Below are 18,508 nucleotides of genomic sequence, written 5' to 3' on the forward strand. Positions count from 1 at the left end.
GTTAAGTCTATTATTGGGGTCACTTAACGATGTGTCCACTTCTAATTCTAGCCGCACTGGTTCCTCCTACTTCAGCAAATCGCTGTTTTTGGGTGAGATAGAGTCCTGTAGTTCCGCTAACCTGCCCAGATGTGTGCCAACTAGCAAAAAAGCACCCAAGCTCCGCTAATTCAATAGCGGATCCTGAGTGCCTGAGCACTATTTTGCAATAGTCCTAAACTGATTTCCTCTTACTTCTTCACAGCCGAGTAAAGGTCGTTCATTTCCTTCACCAAATCATCTCCACCTGATTTTTTCCAAGTCTCAAATGCATTTTTCAAACCGGCTTCGTCGGTTTGACCAACAATGAATTTAATGCGCGCATCATTGATAATATTGTCGAGCTGCTGGCCTTTCTGCGAGTAGACTTGGGAGATAAACGGCTCGGCAGGGTTAGCGACGATGAATTGCTCCGCTTCTTTTTGAATTTTTGCCGTTTGCAGCCGAAGCGGTGTTTGTTTCACCTTCAAACCACGATCCTCTGGAATGAACGGCAGCATTTGGTTCAAGCCTTCCACTTCGGACTCCAGAAGCGCGGAATCTTTGCTAGGCACTACAGCGTCGCCTTCTTTGGTGTAGTGTTTGCCTTCCAAGCCATAACCAGCCATGGTGGTAAGCTCCGGCGAGTTCATTTGATCCAGGAACTTCAGCACGCGTTTCACATCGTCTTCCGTTTTCACAGACGACTTCGGAATCGCAAGCAATCCTGCAAAACCGGAGGTAGGCAGCGCCTTAAGGCCATCTTTGCCAGTCACGCCAATCATGTTATCAATATAATGAATATCCGGCTTATCTTTGCCTTCTTTCGCAAGCGTTTGGTGAATTTTATCGTCCAAACGAGCCGCATTATCCGTAACGTCAATGATCACGCCGGCTTGGTTATTGACGACAGGGTCATTCCATTTTGCCGAATCAAATACAGCAAAGTCCTGGTTGACCAGCTTCTCATCATACAGCTTTTTCATAAATTTCAATGCTTCCAGATACTCTGGCGTTTGATGCTCCGGCACCAGCTTGCCGTTAACGACACCCCATTTGTTCGGAGCGCCAAACCAAAGCTTCATAATGTCGAAGGAGCTGGCCCATTGACCGGTCCATTTCACCATGACCATGCCGTATGTATCATTTTTACCGTTTTTATCCGGATCCTTCTCCTTAAACGCTTTCAACATATTGTAGAAATCATCAATCGTTTTTGGCGGCTGCAGGCCGACGGCTTCCAACCAGTCTTTCCGGTAATTAATCCCGTTCCGCCCAAGCGCGCGCCCACGGTAAACACCATAGTTTTTACCATCAATAGATGAGTTGTTCATAATGATTGAATTCGCCTGGCTCAGGGACGGGAAATCCTTCAAATACTTGCCTACTTCCCAGAAAGCGCCCGACTTCGCTGCATTCACAAAGCTCGGATTTTTCACGTCAGGTACGTAGATGATGCTTGGAAGCTTCCCGGAAGCGAGCGTGATGTTGAATTTATCCGTATAGGATGCGTTAGGTACCCATTCCAAATGGATATTCGTGTTCGTTTTTTTCTCGATTTCCGTCACAACCGGACCATCGTCCTTCGGAAAGTTCGTCTTGAAGATCGGAAGCATGATGTTAAGATCCAGCGGAGCTTGCTGCTGGGCTGGTGTAGCTGCAGCCGGCGCTGCAGATGCTGAGGATGAAGGAGTGGTTGCGGCTTCCTTACCTCCGCTGCTGCAGCCAACTATCGTTGTCATTGCTACTGTACTGACGGCTGCGACGGAAATCCATTTTTTCGAATTCTTTTTCATGTGATCGCTCCTCCTTTAAAATGAGCAGTCCCCAGGCACGGCCTAAGCTGAATTGCCGAGAAACTGTAAAGATGACCTATCGTAATCCGTTTACCCTTTGACCGATCCAATCAGGACCCCCTTGGCAAAATGCTTTTGCAGGAACGGATAGACGAGCAAAATAGGGATGGTGCCGACGACGATAACCGCCATCTTGATGGACTGCTCCTGCTGTTTCACAAACTGCGGATCGACTGAGCTCATATCGCCTGCCGCCATTTGCGAGAGCAAAACAATCTGTCTCAGCATGACCTGAAGCGGCCATTTGGCAGGATCGTTGAGATACAACAAAGCGGAGAAAAAGTTGTTCCAGTGGCCAACCGCATAAAACAAGGTGAATGTAGCCAGAACTGGCATGGATAAAGGAAGCACAATCCGCCAGAGAAGCCCTAGCTCGGTGCAGCCGTCAATTTTGGCCGCTTCCTCCAGTTCCTGCGGGAGCTCTTGAAAAAAGTTTTTGACGATAATCAGGTTAAACGCGCTGATAGCGCCAGGAATCATTAGAGCCCAATAAGTGTCTAGCATATGCAGCTCTCGAATGACGATATAAGTCGGAATCAAACCACCGCCGAAGAGCATAGAGAAAACGATCATGTTTAAAACGGTATTTCGACCCATAAGCCCTCTTTTGGATAGGGCATACGCCATCGTGACGGTAAAAAACAGATTAACCAGCGTACCCAGAATGGTTACGTAAAGCGAAACCCAAATACTTTTCAAAATCGTATCCGTTGAGAAAATAAATGCGTAAGCCGATAAGGTGAACGTTTTGGGAATCAGGAAAACCGCTCTTTGCGTCAGCTCCGCATCCGAAGCGAAGGAACCGGCCACCACATAGATGAAGGGCAGAACGGCCACGATCCCGATGATACTAAGCAGTATATAGTTGCTTACGTCGAACAGCGTCCCTGATACGCTTCTGTATTTTTTATTCAATGCGCCTCTCCTCCTTCACCTAGTAAATGCCGGATTGGCCGAAACGCTTCGCCAGCCAGTTCGCGCCAAGAACAAGAATGACGCCGACGATGGCTTTGAACAAGCCAACCGCTGTACTGTAACTGAATGCGCCTTGCGTAATCCCCATCATATATACGTAAGTATCGAAAACTTCCGCTGATTCCCGGTTCAAAGGGTTCAGCATCAAGAAAATTTGCTCGAAACCATTGTCCAGAACATCCCCCATCCGCAGAATGAGGAGAATGATGATCGTACTTCGAATCGATGGCAGTGTAATATGCCACACCTGTCTGAAGCGATTGGCCCCGTCCATAGTGGCAGCTTCATACTGCTCAACATCCACGCCGGCCAGAGCCGCAAGGAAGATGATGGTGCCGAATCCGCATTCTTTCCAAATGGTTTGCATGATAATCATCGGACGGAACCACTGCGGACTAGCCAGAAAATCAATTTTGGCGCCGGTGTACTGCTCCAACATCTCATTCACAATCCCGCCTTGTGTGGTCAGGAACACATACGTCAAGCTGGCCACAATAACTAGTGAAATAAAATGAGGCACATAAATCAGCGTTTGAATCGTTCTTTTGAAAAAGGCCAAGCGAACTTCATTTAAGAGCAGCGCCAGAATGATCGGTGCCGGAAAGAAAAACAGCAGATTATAAAACGAAAGCAATAGCGTGTTGCGAAGCAGCATGAAAAATTCAGGATTTGTGAAAAACACGCGGAAATGATCTAAGCCAACCCAATCGCTTTTCCAAAAGCCTAGAAATGGCTGGTAGTTTTTAAACGCAAGCAGCACGCCCCACATCGGGACATATTTGAAAATGATAAAATATAGCAATCCCGGAGCTAATAGCACGTACAGCCATTTGTCTTTCAGCAATCGTCCCGTTATGCTTGCACGGCGTTTCGCATGCTCACGGGTACCCGGTTGCGCAATTTCTATTGAATTAGGTGCAGTCACCCGTTTCATCCTCTTCACCTCCAAGAAAGTTGATCGCCTCGCGAGCGGTGTAGATTCAGTATGCGGCCATAACCGTTTTCCGCCTATCGGACATTTTTGTAAGCCCTTCCAACCCCTTACTTGAGCTGAAATCAAGAAAATGCAAACGCGATAAAAGAGTGGAAATCCCTTTTATTTCCTGGTGCAAACGGCTCAAAAATGTCCGATTGATGCTGTTACGTACCCTGAGCTTGCTGGTTTACGCCTACCTGCTCCGCTAACGGACACAGTTGCTCTTATTTGCGGAAAAAGAGCCCTTTGCAAAAGCTAACGGACTCCAGCGCGGCTATTAGCGTGATTTTTGTGTGTTTAGGCCGTATTTGCGGCTATTAACGCCTCTGGAGTCCGTTACACACACAATAGGGGCTTTTTTTCGCTAATAACGGCCGTGGTTTCCGTTGGAGATAAATGGACACGCGCCGCCGTATTGCACACATATCCCTAGCCTCTGCCCTCGCCTCTTTGCTGTTTTCACGCACACATCTCCCCCTTGCTTCATACAAATTAAAAACCTGCCAGTATCGACAGGTCTTCAAGATTATCATGTTATTTAAAATAAGTAGGATATTTATTCTTTAACTCTTCTTTTTCAAATCGAACTCTGCTTAAGTGATCACTCATAATTTTGGATGGAAACCAACAGCAATGGCTAAAAAGCCCAGGAGAAGAATCTCCGGGCTCCTAAGCCAATGCGGTATCTTTCTCATTTCGTAGTAACCTGTACACCTCCTTCTCTAGCAATATGATCAGCTGTACGAATCGCAAGCGCGATCGTCGTCAATGTTTGATTCTCAGCTCCGATGTAAGGCAACGCGCTATTATCGGCCACATAGAGGTTAGAGACGCCATGAATCTGACCGTATGAATTTGCTACGGAAGTATTGGGATCGTCTCCGATTCGGCACGTGCCTGAGTCATGATGCAAATCACCGAGCGGAGTCAGGCAAGTGGGTGGCCTCCCGTTCTTGGTGACCAAACGTATGCCTGTGTCTTTGGCAATACGCTTTATTCCTTCCGTCATTTGGCCAACGACGCCCCAATCAGCCTCGCTCAAGGAAAAATGCACTTTGATTTCAGGAACGCCGTAATCATCAATTTTGTCCGGATTTAGTATAATCCGATTGTCGAATCTCGGTTCAACTTTGCCGTACCCATAGAAATTGACCGTGGTTTCATCAGATAAAGGTCTTTCAACGCTAACCGGATACCAGTAGAAGGCTTCGGGCCCTGTCATTAACACTGAATAAAGCGTATCCGCTTTCTGCGGTATCATAATATTCAACGGACCCCATGGAATAGGAAAGTCAGCAGTTGATATCAATCCTGTCGCTTGCACGAAAGTTTGATTCGTTAGAAAGTGTCCCAATGCCCGGTGCTGAAATCCCGAATGCAAGAGCAGCCGCGGCGTTTCAAAAGTACTCGCGCTCAAAACAACGGTTTTGGCTTTTAAGGTATAACCGGTTTTATCCGGTGAAACGACCGTAACGCCTGTGACCTTTCCATTATCATGAAGAATCTTTGTGGCACGTGCGTTAATCGCTAAATCGAACGGCCTCTGGTTCAGAGCTCTGGCAAGTAAGGAAATGGAACTCGTAAACATATCGGTATGGATTTGCCCCAGAGACTGAGGAACAATATCAGCTGCAATTGGAAGAGAGCTTGCTTTCGAATAACCGCGCAACCATAACCTCTCCAGTAAAATTTCCGTGAACGATGCTCCTTCAGCGAAGGCATTTGTGACATTCATGACTTGCTCGGCAATACCATAATAGCTTTCCATCTCATGGATAGGTATGGGCCACTTCGCCAGGTCCCATTCATGTAACCGGGGAGTAAATGCATACCAGAATAGCGTTCTGCCACCCAACGCGAAAAGCTGTCTGGCCCCCGGATAATCAGGCAAAGCGCCAGGCAGCGGCTTGGATAAATAACTAAAATAAGCTACGAGACGATCTTGGTTTAACGTCGGCAAGTTGCGAGCATGCGTCGGGATGACTTGATCCCCCCGTTCAATGATGCCAATCCGCTTCTTTTCCTTCCTCCATTGTTCGCAGAGTCTCCAGAGCACAGATCCTCCGCCGGCACCTGTGCCAATGATGAGAACATCATATTCCTGTTGAGCCATCTCAGATAGCGGCGTAAGGGGAATCCAGTTGTTCAGCGTTTCTGTTGGTTCAACTGAACAAGTCGGCAAGGAAGTAACCGAACCAACCATTGAATTTCTCGATGCCGTTTCGGAAGGAAGATAGACAGATATGCCGGTAATGTCGAGATCCGGATGGGCAATATACGGATTGAGTTCAATGAGCTCTTCAAGGGGTATTGCGTTTTTCACCCCAATAACTCTAAGTGTTTCCTGTGTGTTCGCGACCCATATTCTCAAAGGCTTTCACTCTCCATCCAGCCTAATCGTGTAACCTAACGTTTCAAGTTATCCTTTAAACTAGTTATCAAAACGTTACGAATGGCGCTGAGTTACCGAAAGTCGGCGCCGCTCCATGAGCGGATGCCACCCAACGCACACTATTAGCGATTACCCTCAAAACTTGCTTGTGATAATAGGTTGGATATGCCTCGTGTCCAGGTCTGAAATAAAATATTTTCCCAAGACCGCGCGTGTAGGTGCACCCGCTTCGAAACACTTCACCACCTTCGAACCAGCTTATAAATATAAGCTCTTCCGGCGCTGGTATGTCAAAAAACTCCCCGTACATTTCCTCCGGCTTGAGATCAATATACTCACCGATGCCTTGTGTAATCGGATGGGCAGGATTGACTACCCAGAGTAGTTCCCTTTTCGCATCTTCTCGCCATTTTAAGTCACAAGTGGTTCCCATTAATCTCTGAAATATTTTGGATCGATGTCCGGAGTGAAGTACAATCAAACCCATTCCCTGCAATACTCTTCTTTGAATGCGTGTGACAACTTCCTCAGACACCTGATCGTGCGCTAGATGCCCCCACCAAATTAGCACATCAGTGGAATTAAGTACCTTCTCGCTCAATCCATGGTCTTGCTCTTCCAGGGTAGCGGTTCGAATCTGAAATCCATACTCCGCAATCCCCTGTGCAATTGTATGATGAATACCATGAGGGTAAACAGAAGCAATCTTAGGGTCCGTTCTCTCGTGGATAAATTCATTCCAAATCGTTACGCGGACCGGTTCCATTCCATACATCCATCCGTTTCCAATTAATGTTCTCACTAAGAGTCCCCCCTAGCTTAAATAACCAACATGCGACATAAACATTTCAGCGCCAAACATATATTGAATTGAATGTTATTGAAGGATGTGACTTCATTGAAAATTTATGTAGCTGACCGCGGTGATACCTTAAATATGTTGTCCAGCCATTTTCAAATTGCACTGGAACAATTACTCGCGAGCAATCCACACGTAACCAATCCTTTTATGGACCTTGCCGGTTTACATATCAACCTATCCAGCACAAGTGAATGGAACAGTACCAATCGAATCAATGCCGCTTTCTGTCCTCCAGTTCACGAGCAATACTTTATGCCGAATTGGATTCCGCTTACGCCCATCGAACAAATGGCTGTAACGGAATACGATGTTCTTGTTATTGGATCTGGCGCCGGTGGAGGCGCGGCACTCTGGCGCTTAAGCCAACAGTTGGAGCATGCGGGAAAGCGAATTGGTATTCTTGAAAAAGGAGATCTCTCCCTACCCACCCATGCAGCAAATATAGCTACAATTAACGGAGATAATTTCAGATTGTATGCGCCACCTGAAATAATGGATCCGATCGGGAACAGACTTCCGCAATTTCCTGGCATGAAGCTCGTTTATGCGCTTGGCGGAAGAACCTTGTTGTGGGGGGCGATCTCTCCTCGCATGGCCGCATATGAATTGGCAAACTGGCCTGTTCCCCTTGAAGAAATGGAGACTTATTACAATATCGCTGAAGAGGTTATGAACGTAACAACCGCCTATACGAAAGGTTCATCCATCACACAAATCCTTCTCCAGCGGCTGCGGGATAACGGATTCCACACAGCTGACGATATTCCTATCGCTGCTGATCTTGATGAGACGCGGTACGGGAAGCTGCATGCTAATGTGTTTTTCAGCTCGATCGTTTTTTTGGCCAAAGCATTAAGTCATCGCCCCTTCGACTTGGCCGTTAATAGCAATGTGACGGAAGTTGTGACGGAAGGAGGAAAAACCATCGGCGTAAGGGTGATCACCCCGGATATGCGCTCATATTTCATAAAAGCAAATCATGTCATTCTTTCAGCTAGTGCCCTGCAGACACCGCGCATTCTGCTTAACTCTAAAATACCTGGGAAGGCAATCGGACATTACTTAATCAATCATTCGTACTTGATTGCCACAGCCAATGTCAGCACATTGGGTTTCTATGAACCTTTAGGTGCATTGGGCATTATTATCACCGAGTCTCTTGGTCATCCGTATCAGCTTCAGCTCCAAGGACCTGAACAATTCTTTAACTATCATTACGAGAAAAAACCAGTCAAAGATGATTGGCATATCAGCTTTTTCGGTGCTTCCGGCAGGGTTGAAGCCCGGTATGAGAACAAGGTCTATATCGACCCAACCCGGAAGGACCGTTATGGTGTTCCGGAGATACAGGTTAATTTCTCATACAGCCCGCAAGATGATGTTATTATGCGCCAAATGTACAGCGCTATTGAAAGGGCTTCCGCAGCCATGCAGCTTCGACTTGCCACATTGAATGGCACACAAGCAATCTGCTTAATGTCGCCAGGTGGGGATAACCACGAAGCAGGAACATGCCGAATGGGTGATGATCCCTCTACATCAGCCACAAATCAATATGGTCAAATTCATGGCATCTCCGGTCTTTACATCGCTGACAACAGTGTTCTTCCTTCCATGGGAGCAGTGAATCCGACATTGACGACAGTAGCTTTAGCAATCCGAACTGCTGATTACATCTGCAAGCAAATACTCTGACATAGACTCGAACAATTCGGTTTTTTCGTCCTTTCCTTTACCCCCAGTCTATGCCTAAACCAAAAAAGCGATGACTGCCCCCTACCTAAATCCCTAGAGGGGCTATCTATCGCAACAAATCACATAATTTTCCTGCTTCTTGGAATACTAACTAACCATATACCTGTTCAGAAGGAAACCGAACTATGGATCTACTAAAATTATTCAAAAAAAATAAACCGCCGGTATCCGACAACCATGTCATTCCGTCCAATTCTGACGCAGCTCCCTTGTCCTTTCATTTGGCGGAGAATCAAGCTTGGTTAGAGCAACGGCTTGCCGATTGTTCCGATGTTATTTACCTTTCCAAAAATTTCGGGCCTAATTTAGCGAACGCGGCTCTTATTGTTTATTGCGACTCACTCATTAATGACAAAGAATTAATCTATTTTAAAGATGTTCTCGAGGATCTTGTCTTTCATGATATCGAAGTTGAATCTGATTCTGAGCTCGGGGATGCATTTTCCTTTTTTGAACACCATGGCGTAACTTCAAAGAATATGAGATTAATTACTCAGTTAACGAGCATTGAAGAATACATCTTAAATGGCTATGTCTTGATTTTTTTTGATCAATGGGATAAAGCACTCAGCTTTAACGCGCTTTCTATCGATGCAAGGCAAATAAGCGAACCTTTAAACGAACCCGTTGTTCGAGGACCCCAAGAAGCCACGGTTGAGAATATGAGGATAAACTTGGGGATGTTGCGAAACAGATTAAAAAGCTCCAAGTTCAAAATTCTAAAGTTCGTTGCGAGTGGAGAAACACATACGGAGGTTGTCGTTGGCTATTTGGAAGGAGCCGTAAATCCAGAAACATTAACTTTATTTAAAACCAGATTTGATAAAGCGATTCAGGAAGAGATTTTAGAAGTTGCTTATATTGAAGAATTAATCGAGGACTCCACGTATTCCCCTTTTCCGCAATATCGGCATACAGAACGAACGGATACAGCTGTTGCAGCACTTCTTGATGGTAAGATCATTGTCCTTACTTCGGGTTCTCCCTCCATCATGATCTGCCCAGGACTCTTTGTTGAATTCTTTAGTTCAAGTGAGGACTACTATATTCGTTCCCTCTATACTTCGCTCATCCGTCTTCTTAGACTTTCTGCTTTTATCATGGCACTTACGTTGCCAAGTCTGTATATTGCTATTTCAACGTTTCATTCCGAACTAATTCCAACTGTGCTTCTGCTAGCCATTATCGATACACGTGAAGGGATTCCCTTTCCTGCTTTTATCGAAGCATTATTAATGGAATTCTTCTTTGAAATCATGCGTGAAGCCGGGATACGACTGCCAAGACCTGTAGGATCCGCCGTAAGCATCGTCGGAGCGCTTGTCATCGGACAAGCTGCGATTGAGGCCAAAATTGCTTCACCCATTATGGTTATTATCGTTGCACTGACAGGAATCGCTTCATTTTCCTTACCCAATTATAATATGGCCATCGCCTTGCGAATCCTGCGATTCCCCTTAATGCTTCTGGCGGCTACACTCGGCGGGTTTGGTTTCATGATTGGTTTCCTGTTTATATTTCTACATTTAGTGAGTTTACGCTCCTTAGGTCAGCCTTATCTGGCTCCATGGGCCCCTTTGCGGGTTGAACAATTAAAAGATGGTTTCTTACGTTTCCCTTTGAAAATTCTGCTCCGCTCTCCGCGAAACAGGCATATGCATAGATCGCCTAGAAAGTGACCGTTGCCACAGGAAGAAGGAAATAAACAATGAGAAAGCTAATCGTGCTCACATTATCTGGATTGTTTTTATTTTCTTTAACTGGGTGCTGGAACAAAGCAGAACTAATTGAATACTCCTTTGTACAAGCTGTGGCCATTGATCTGTCAAACAAAGGTCAAGTTGAGCTAACCACACTTTTCTATAAGCCGAGCGGAGCCGGCGGTATGATGAAGCCAAATATGCCTAAGTCCTCTTTCACCATTAAGACTGAAGGCGAGAATGTATTTGATGCCATCCGGGATATTGCGCTCCACCTCGGACGTAAGGCCAAGTGGGATCACATGCGTGTCATACTGGTCAGCGATGAGGTTGTGAAAAAAATGAATTTAGGTGTAGTCCTCGACTTATTCAGACGCGATCATGAACCAAGACCTACCAATGCTCTACTTATAACGAAAGGAAGATCCGAGGAGTTCTTGCATCTCAAGCCTTATATAGAATATACAATTGGACAGCAGTTACACTCGGCAGATGAAAGCGCCTATACGTTTACAGGAAAAACATTAAAAGCGACCATGCTGGACACGCATATCCAAATGAAAAGTGAAGCCGGTATAGCCAAAGTTCCCTATCTGACGATAGATAAAGTCCACGGGAATGTCCCAAGCGTTGCTGGGGTCGCATTAATTGAGAAAGGAAAGCTGGTCGAAATCCTTCCGCCCAAAGAAATTAATGCATTTCTTATGCTTAACCGCAAATTCAAAAGCAGTGTAATCACTACATCATGCAAAAAGAACGACAATACCATGAAGGAAACATTCGAAGTATTTCAAGAAAATACCAACCTACAGACATCACTTAAAAATAGTGAAGTAACCGTAAATGTCACAACTAAGCTGAAAGGAGCTGTGGGGGAACTAAACTGCACCACGCTCAGAACGGAAGAAGAGGAACAAGCTTTTAAGGAACGAATCATCCAGCAAGTAAAAAAAGAATTGCTTACCGTTATTCATCACCTGCAATCAAGTAAATTAGATGCCATCGGCATTGGCGATAAAGTTTTTGCAAAAAATCCCCGCTTATGGTTCGAATGGAAAGAAAATTGGGGGAGCCATTTCGCCGATATTCGTTTTAATATCCATGTCGAAGTGTCGATTACGAATACGGGAATGAGCGGCGGCATGCCTCTAGCTAAATAAGTCACAACTCGGAAAGGACAATTACAATGATGCTAATAAAACTAATTATAGTATTAATTGTATACGTCCCTTTCCTGCTATTTGAATGGCCTCGAATAGTAAAAAGGCCGCCTGTAGAGATCAAGATTTATTTCTTCCTGATCCTAGTTTCGTTCTATCTTGGAGCCAATTTTATTTTTGAATTAAAATGGCTGTATTTATACGATGTGGCTGAATTCGTATTTGGAGTTCCATCCCAACGAATCGTTGACTTCTTAAATGCAGCGCCTCATTAGTGAACCTCTATCAGATGAAAAGGCGGGAACGTAATGAAAATGCAAGAACAGATTAGTACGGGCCAGTTGTCTGTGGTCTTTTTTATATTTTTGACAGGATCCTCCATCATTAATATACCTCAGCCCTTAATCCAGTTTGCACGCAACGGTTCCTGGATATCCCTTCTAATCTCGTGCTCCATTAGCCTTCTTTGCTTAAGTTGTATCTTATATATGCACAATAAATTTCCTAATCTTACTTTTATTGAATACAGCCGAGTAACGGTAGGAAATTGGATGACCTATCTGCTGGCTATCCCATTTATCTCCTTTCAGTTTCATATGACTTCCGGCATTGTATTAGATATAGGGATTTTTATGACCACTACCATGATGCGGGAGACACCCATCTACGTATTTAATACCCTAATTTTTCTCTTGATTTACGCAACGGTACGAATGGGGATAGAAGTGATAGCGCGTATGTTTGTTTTCCTTACTGCGATGGTTATGGTCTATGTGTTCATCATTTTAATACTTGCCAGTATAAATTACGATCCCTCACACCTAGTACCTGTAATGCCTTATGGGATTAAACCCGTATTACTTGGCACCTATTTTTCATTTGGCTTTCCTTATGTTGAAATCTTCCTTTTTAGCATGTTACTTCCATTTGTTTCCAAAAAACAAAATAAACGGTTGATGAGTGGACTATTTATCGCCCTTGTCATGAATGGCCTTTGTTTGGTTACTGTCACTTTATGTACATTGATGACATATGGCCCAATAGCCGCGGATCGGCGATTTTCGATGTTTCAATTAGCTCGAACCATAGAACTTTACGATATCATTCAGAGAATTGAGTCACTTATTGGAATTTCATTAATTGTAGCTTCCTACATGAAAGCAACTATCGTTTTATTTGTCTTAAACCTCACATTTACCCATTTACTCAAATTACAAGATGACCGTTTGCTAATCCTTCCATTGTGTGCAATTTGTTGTTTTCTAACATTCAATATCTACGCAAGAGGAGGAGCCTACTGGGCTAGAATTATATCTGTTATTCATCCTTTATGGGGGACTTTTGGATATTTTCTGCCTGTTTTACTTGTTATGATCGTCTATCTCGTTAAGAGCAAATGGAAGAACGCTTCTACGGCGAGTAGATAAATCTCTCTAATTAATCTTATTTGTCACCTAAAAACAGATAACACAAAAAAGCAGTCCTGTTGAAATCATCAACAGAACTGCTTTATCGGACCTATCCGTTCTAACCATTCCGCCCGGCCTCAGCCAAAGCTTTTTTGCCTGCTTCCAAAACAGCGATAATCCGCTCAACGTCATAAACGCTTCCTGCCCATGTCCCACCGCTGACAGCCTGCAAAGCTGCCCATAACCGCGTATCATCCGGAAGTTTCGGATCTGCGGCGAGCTCTGGATGAGGCTCGCGTGCTGCAAGCACAAGCGCTCCTTCATCAGGGCTGAGCACTTCGTCACCGGCACCTAGAAAATGGATCGTGCCTTCCAAACTATTGCGGTCCACTACGATATCGATGGTATCCCCATCTCGAAGCTTCCCAATCGGACCGCCGGCCAGCGCCTCAGGTCCCACATGGCCGATGCAGGCACCTGTGGACACGCCCGAAAACCGCGCATCGGTAATTAGCGACACGTATTTACCGAACGGCAGATGTTTTAGCGCCGAGGTTAATTGATACGTCTCCTCCATCCCCGTACCCGATGGTCCACGTCCGATTAACGCCATAATATCGCCGGCTTGAATGCCGCCATTTTTGATGGCCAAGATAGCCGCTTTCTCCGAGGTAAATACTTTCGCCTTGCCCCGATGCCGGTAAATGCCATCTTCCCCAACGGTTGTCGGGTCAATCGCTGTTGATTTAATGACCGAGCCTTCCGGCGCCAAATTCCCCATAGGGAACGTGACTGTTGAAGTTAATCCTCTTTCTTTGGCACGTTCCGGACTCATGATGACTTGATCGGGATCAATGCCGTCCATTTCCATGAGAAGGCTCCGCATTTTACGGCGACGATCGCTCGACTCCCACCAATCCAGGACAGTCCCCAGCGTTTCGCCCGTTACAGTCAACGCCTCTTCTTTCAGGACGCCCAGACGGCGAAGATGCAGCATCACTTCGGGCACCCCGCCAGCTAAAAATACCCTCACAGTCGGATGATATTCCGGACCGTTCGGCAAAACGCTGACTAACCTTGGCACTTGCTTATTCACACGTATCCAATCCTGAACTGTCGGAACCGGTAGTCCTGCCGCATGAGCGACAGCTGGAATATGCAGCAGCAGGTTTGTCGATCCTCCAAAAGCCGCATGAACGACCATGGCATTGTGGATGGACGCTTCCGTCAAAATGTCCTTCATCCGGATGCCCTTCTCCTCCAGTGTCATCATGGCACGTGCCGATTGCCTAGCCATCTCTTCCCATACGGGCTGTCCGGATGGGGCAAGCGCAGCATGCGGCACTGTCATCCCCATTGCCTCTGCAATGACCTGCGATGTGGCGGCCGTTCCAAGAAATTGGCAGCCCCCGCCCGGTGTTGCGCAAGCCCGGCAGCCGAGATCTGCAGCGTCTTCCAGGCTGATTTCCCCATTCGCGTACCTTGCGCCAATGGTTTGGATTTTCCCGGCATCCTCACCTTCCGTCGGAGGCAAAGTTACGCCCCCAGGCACGATCACGCATGGAAGCTCATGAATCCCGGCCAGCGCAATCATCATCGCCGGCAGTCCTTTATCGCAGGTTGCCACACCGAGAACGCCTTTGCGTGTCGGCAACGAGCGGATCAGACGCCGGAAAACAATCGCTGCATCATTCCGGTATGGAAGAGAATCAAACATCCCTTCCGTTCCCTGAGACCTGCCGTCGCAAGGGTCGCTCACATAACCGGCGAAAGGAACCCCGCCGCTTTCTGTAATCACTTCGGCAGCCGCCTGCGTCAAAAGGCCAACTTCCCAATGGCCGGTATGATAGCCAAGAGCAACCGGACTGCCGTCCTCTTTACGAATACCGCCTTGCGTACTCAGCAAAAGGTACTGCTTCCCCTTCAGGCGAGACGGCTTCCACCCCATCCCCACATTTTGGGTCAGACCGAACAACTCTCCGCTTGGAGCGTTCAGTAACATCTCTTTCGTTAACGGCAATGAGCCTTTTGGGCCTTGTGCATGCGTATGAATGGTATATAAATCGTTATTTTCATTAGCCATAATCGATGCTAACTGCTCAGTCATTAACCTTCACCCTTCCGAATCAGCTTCTAACCAGGAGCTACGCTTTGAGAAATACGGTTTTTATCGAGGTGAAAAATTCAATAGCTGCCTGACCTTGTTCACGTGAGTGAGAGCTGGACTGTTTCATACCGCCGAATGGTGCCTGCAGCTCCACGCCAGCTGTCTCTGAGTTAATTCTTACCAAACCAGCATCCATATCTTGGATAAATGAAAGAATATTGCCGATGTTTTGCGTGTAAATGGAAGCGCTCAAGCCGAAATCCGAATCATTCGCTACCTGAATGGCTTGTTCCATGGACTCAACCTGAATAAGTGCAAGAACGGGTCCGAAGATTTCTTCCCGGGCAATCGCCATTTCCGGCGTTACTTTATCGAAGACGGTTGGCTGTATATAAAAGCCTTCGGCAAGATCCGGATGGTCCGGGGATGATCCGCCGAATAGCAGCTCAGCGCCCTCTTCAATCCCTTTTTGAATGTAGGATTGCACCGTTTTCAGCTGATTTTCGTTTGCACAAGGTCCTAACCATGTTCCGGCATCCATACCGTGACCTACGGTTAATCCTTGTAATTTGCTCAGCAGCTTTTCTTTAAAAGCTTCATAGACCTCACTCATCACAATGACACGGCTTGTCGCCGTACATTTCTGGCCTGTCGAACGGATGCCTCCGCTGATCGTCGCGTCAACCGCTAAATCGAGATCTGCATCCGCAGCGATCAGGATTGGATTTTTCCCGCCCATCTCGAGCTGATATTTCGCTCCTCTGGCAAGTGCCGCTTGGCCAACCCGTTTGCCAACTTGATTGGAGCCCGTAAACGTAATTCCGTTCACATCCGGATGCTCCGCAAGACCTTGCCCAATAACGGCTCCGCTGCCGGTTACCAGATTTAACACACCCGCTGGAAGTCCCGCTTCTGCGAAGCATTCCACGATTTTGGCAGCCGTCACGGCCGTCTCTTGAGCAGGCTTCAGCACAACGGCATTGCCGTAGATTAAAGCTGGCGCCATTTTCCAGATTGGAATAGCAACGGGAAAATTCCAAGGCGAAATAACACCGACAACCCCAAGCGGTGCGCGGGTCGTAAACATCAGCGCTTCGCTATCTGACGAGGGGATGACATCGCCGATTTTTCGCATGCCTTCACCGGCGTAATAGCGCAAGATGGCTACGCCCCTTGCCGTTTCCCCTTTGGCTTCCGGCAGCGTTTTGCCCATTTCACGTGTCATGCTTTCCGCAATTTCATTGATGCGGCTCTCAAGCGCATTGGCTGCTTTGAACAAATAGTCGCCTCTTGCTGCTCCCGACAGCTTTCTCCAACCTTGCTGTGCCGATTTGGCGGACGCAACCGCTTGCTTTAAATCCTCCAATGACGACGATTGCACGTAGCCCACGACTTCGCTTTTTTTAGCCGGATTGATGCTCGGTACGGTTTGCCCAGTACCGGCTGCCTGCCATTCCCCGTTAATGTAATTCAAATACGTTTGTCCGCCGACGAATTTGGTTGTCATGATTAATCCTCCTACAAGATATGTTTTTATATAAGGTAAAATTAGCGGCCAGCACTTACGACATGATTAACAAGTGTCCCGATACCTGAAATCTCAATCTCAATTCTGTCGCCATGAGCGAGCGTGAATTCGTTAGGAGGGACAATACACGTTCCCGTCAGTAATACGGTACCTTCAAAAAGCTCATTATCCCGTATTAAATATTCCGTCAGTTCCTCAAGTTTGCGTTTGAGTTGACCGGTACTCGCCGTTCCCTCGACTGCTTTTTCCCCGTCCCGATAAATTAGGCTTGTAATCTGCAAGTTATACGGGTCTTCTACTGTTTCGGCTAAGCGAATTGCGGGTCCTAGCGAGCACGAACGCTTCCACACTTTGGCTTGCGGCAAATAAAGCGGATTCTCGCCTTCGATATCCCGGCAGCTCATATCGTTGCCAATGGTGTAGCCGACGATGTTCCCTTTCGCGTTTAGAACAAGTCCTAACTCCGGTTCTGGCACCTGCCATACGGAATCGCTGCGAAGCTGTACTTCGCCGCCGGGACCTACTGTTCGCGCTGCGGTTGACTTAAAAAAGATTTCCGGACGCACAGCATCATACACTTTATCGTAAAAAGTGGAAGCATCCAGTCTGCCTTCCGTTGCTTCATAATTGCGCGCATCACGACTTCGCTCATAGGTAACCCCGGCAGCCCACACTTCCGGTGCTTCAATGGGAACGAGAAGCTGAAGCTGCTCGATTTGATCCGCTAACGGTTCACTGCTATCAATTGTTTTGAGAACCAATGCCAAAGGTGTTGTTTCCAAAGCGTCAGCTTCATGAATCAGTGCCAAAAAATCGCTTTGCGGCAGCGTAAAAATTTGATCTTGATCATTGACGGCAGCTAGCTGTGTAGACCCTTCTTTTGCATAACGGATAATTCTCATTGTTAGCTCACTCCTCTAATTTGTTTTATATTATAAAACAGTGTTCTATAATACAGTTGAAAAAAATGCCTGGACTCGACATGCTCGATCAAACGTGCCGAAACCCCAGGGTTAGCGAAATTGCTTCTGCCTCCTTTTTAAGAAGAGCAATATACGCCTTAAACAATGAATCATCCACCGTTGAGAGTAAAGTTGAAATACTGATTGCTGCTACAATCGAGCCATTATGCTCGAAAATAGGTGCCGCTGCACACCGAACGCCAGGTTCGTTCTCCTGGTTGTCAATGGAATAACCCTGCTCTCTTACCTGATTAAGCTCGTTAACGAAAGCGTCTTTTCCCGTAATCGTCACGTCTGTAATCTTGGAGAATTGGTAATTTCGCAGGAGCGCATCGATCTCATCCTTCGTTCTAAAAGCTGACAGTACCTTGCCTACCGCACTGCTGTGAAGTGAAATTCTGCGCCCTATTCGGGAATAACGAATCGCAGCTTTTTCCCCTTCAACTTTATCCAAATACACGCCTTCTTTCCCATCAAGAATAACGAGATGAGTTGTTTGTCCTGTCTGTTCCGACAAAGCAACTAAATGCTTGCGGGCTGCAGTACGGATGTCCAAGCTTTGCAGCATCAGCTGTCCTTTTTCCAAAAGCTTAAGTCCCAGCTTGTACTTCCCGGTCTCTACATCCTGATTGATGTAACCGTGCATCTGAAGCGTTTTCAACAAGGAGTGTACCGTGCTTTTGTGAAGCTCCATTCTTGCGCTGATTTCTGTAATTTTTAACTCTGTCGTGTACTCGTCGAATAAATCCATAATCTTCAATGCTCTGTCCAGCGCTTGAATTATAGGCATGGTTTCACCTCTATCTAC

At 46.4% G+C, this 18,508-nt stretch carries 13 protein-coding genes; 4 read left to right on the plus strand and 9 right to left on the minus strand.

All coding sequences use genetic code 11. From position 1 onward, the window contains the following. Positions 1 to 230: 230 nt before the first annotated feature. The 5 genes from GON05_RS23325 to GON05_RS23345 all read right to left on the minus strand — a co-directional run bounded on the left by GON05_RS23325 (position 231) and on the right by GON05_RS23345 (position 6,983). On the minus strand, positions 231 to 1,814 hold the full coding sequence (locus GON05_RS23325; RefSeq protein WP_157322391.1) for an extracellular solute-binding protein: 1,584 nt from the start codon (positions 1,812 to 1,814) through the stop codon (positions 231 to 233). Positions 1,815 to 1,904: 90 nt separating this feature from the next. Continuing rightward, entirely contained in the window at positions 1,905 to 2,789 is an 885-nt protein-coding gene (locus GON05_RS23330) for a carbohydrate ABC transporter permease (protein WP_157322393.1), read from the minus strand. 19 nt (positions 2,790 to 2,808) lie between these two features. Beyond that, entirely contained in the window at positions 2,809 to 3,783 is a 975-nt protein-coding gene (locus GON05_RS23335; RefSeq protein ID WP_157322395.1) for an ABC transporter permease, read from the minus strand. A gap of 733 nt (positions 3,784 to 4,516) precedes the next feature. Continuing rightward, positions 4,517 to 6,196 carry a GMC oxidoreductase gene (locus GON05_RS23340; protein ID WP_157322397.1) on the minus strand — a complete coding sequence of 560 codons (1,680 nt, stop codon included), beginning with the start codon at positions 6,194 to 6,196 and terminating at the stop codon, positions 4,517 to 4,519. A 67-nt stretch (positions 6,197 to 6,263) separates the two neighbouring features. Next, positions 6,264 to 6,983 (minus strand): ThuA domain-containing protein, encoded by a 720-nt coding sequence (locus GON05_RS23345; protein ID WP_157322509.1) that lies wholly within the window; start codon positions 6,981 to 6,983, stop codon positions 6,264 to 6,266. A gap of 132 nt (positions 6,984 to 7,115) precedes the next feature. Between GON05_RS23345 and GON05_RS23350 the strand changes: the two genes are divergently transcribed. The 4 genes from GON05_RS23350 (at position 7,116) to GON05_RS23365 (ending at position 13,121) form a co-directional block, all read left to right on the plus strand. Further along, positions 7,116 to 8,774 carry a GMC family oxidoreductase gene (locus GON05_RS23350; protein ID WP_309492704.1) on the plus strand — a complete coding sequence of 553 codons (1,659 nt, stop codon included), beginning with the start codon at positions 7,116 to 7,118 and terminating at the stop codon, positions 8,772 to 8,774. Positions 8,775 to 8,959: 185 nt separating this feature from the next. Continuing rightward, positions 8,960 to 10,513, plus strand: a complete 1,554-nt coding sequence (locus GON05_RS23355; protein ID WP_157322401.1) for a spore germination protein — start codon at positions 8,960 to 8,962, stop codon at positions 10,511 to 10,513. Between the two features lie 29 nt (positions 10,514 to 10,542). Further along, positions 10,543 to 11,694, plus strand: coding sequence for a Ger(x)C family spore germination protein (locus tag GON05_RS23360; RefSeq protein WP_157322402.1), 1,152 nt, complete (start codon positions 10,543 to 10,545; stop codon positions 11,692 to 11,694). Positions 11,695 to 12,002: 308 nt separating this feature from the next. Next, positions 12,003 to 13,121, plus strand: a complete 1,119-nt coding sequence (locus GON05_RS23365; RefSeq protein WP_157322404.1) for a GerAB/ArcD/ProY family transporter — start codon at positions 12,003 to 12,005, stop codon at positions 13,119 to 13,121. Positions 13,122 to 13,221: 100 nt separating this feature from the next. Here the strand turns inward: GON05_RS23365 and GON05_RS23370 are convergent, their stop codons facing one another. The 4 genes from GON05_RS23370 to GON05_RS23385 form a co-directional block, all read right to left on the minus strand. Continuing rightward, positions 13,222 to 15,210: a YjhG/YagF family D-xylonate dehydratase gene (locus GON05_RS23370; RefSeq protein WP_157322406.1), complete on the minus strand. Its 1,989-nt coding sequence runs from the start codon at positions 15,208 to 15,210 to the stop codon at positions 13,222 to 13,224. Positions 15,211 to 15,247: 37 nt separating this feature from the next. Next, positions 15,248 to 16,717 carry an alpha-ketoglutaric semialdehyde dehydrogenase GucD gene (gucD, locus tag GON05_RS23375; RefSeq protein ID WP_157322408.1) on the minus strand — a complete coding sequence of 490 codons (1,470 nt, stop codon included), beginning with the start codon at positions 16,715 to 16,717 and terminating at the stop codon, positions 15,248 to 15,250. Positions 16,718 to 16,758: 41 nt separating this feature from the next. Then, positions 16,759 to 17,640 carry a fumarylacetoacetate hydrolase family protein gene (locus tag GON05_RS23380; RefSeq protein ID WP_157322410.1) on the minus strand — a complete coding sequence of 294 codons (882 nt, stop codon included), beginning with the start codon at positions 17,638 to 17,640 and terminating at the stop codon, positions 16,759 to 16,761. 88 nt (positions 17,641 to 17,728) lie between these two features. Next, positions 17,729 to 18,490: an IclR family transcriptional regulator gene (locus GON05_RS23385; protein ID WP_157322413.1), complete on the minus strand. Its 762-nt coding sequence runs from the start codon at positions 18,488 to 18,490 to the stop codon at positions 17,729 to 17,731. Positions 18,491 to 18,508: the final 18 nt, after the last annotated feature.

Source organism: Paenibacillus anseongensis, from assembly GCF_009757995.1.
Taxonomy (GTDB): Bacteria; Bacillota; Bacilli; order Paenibacillales; family NBRC-103111; genus Paenibacillus_E; species Paenibacillus_E chondroitinus.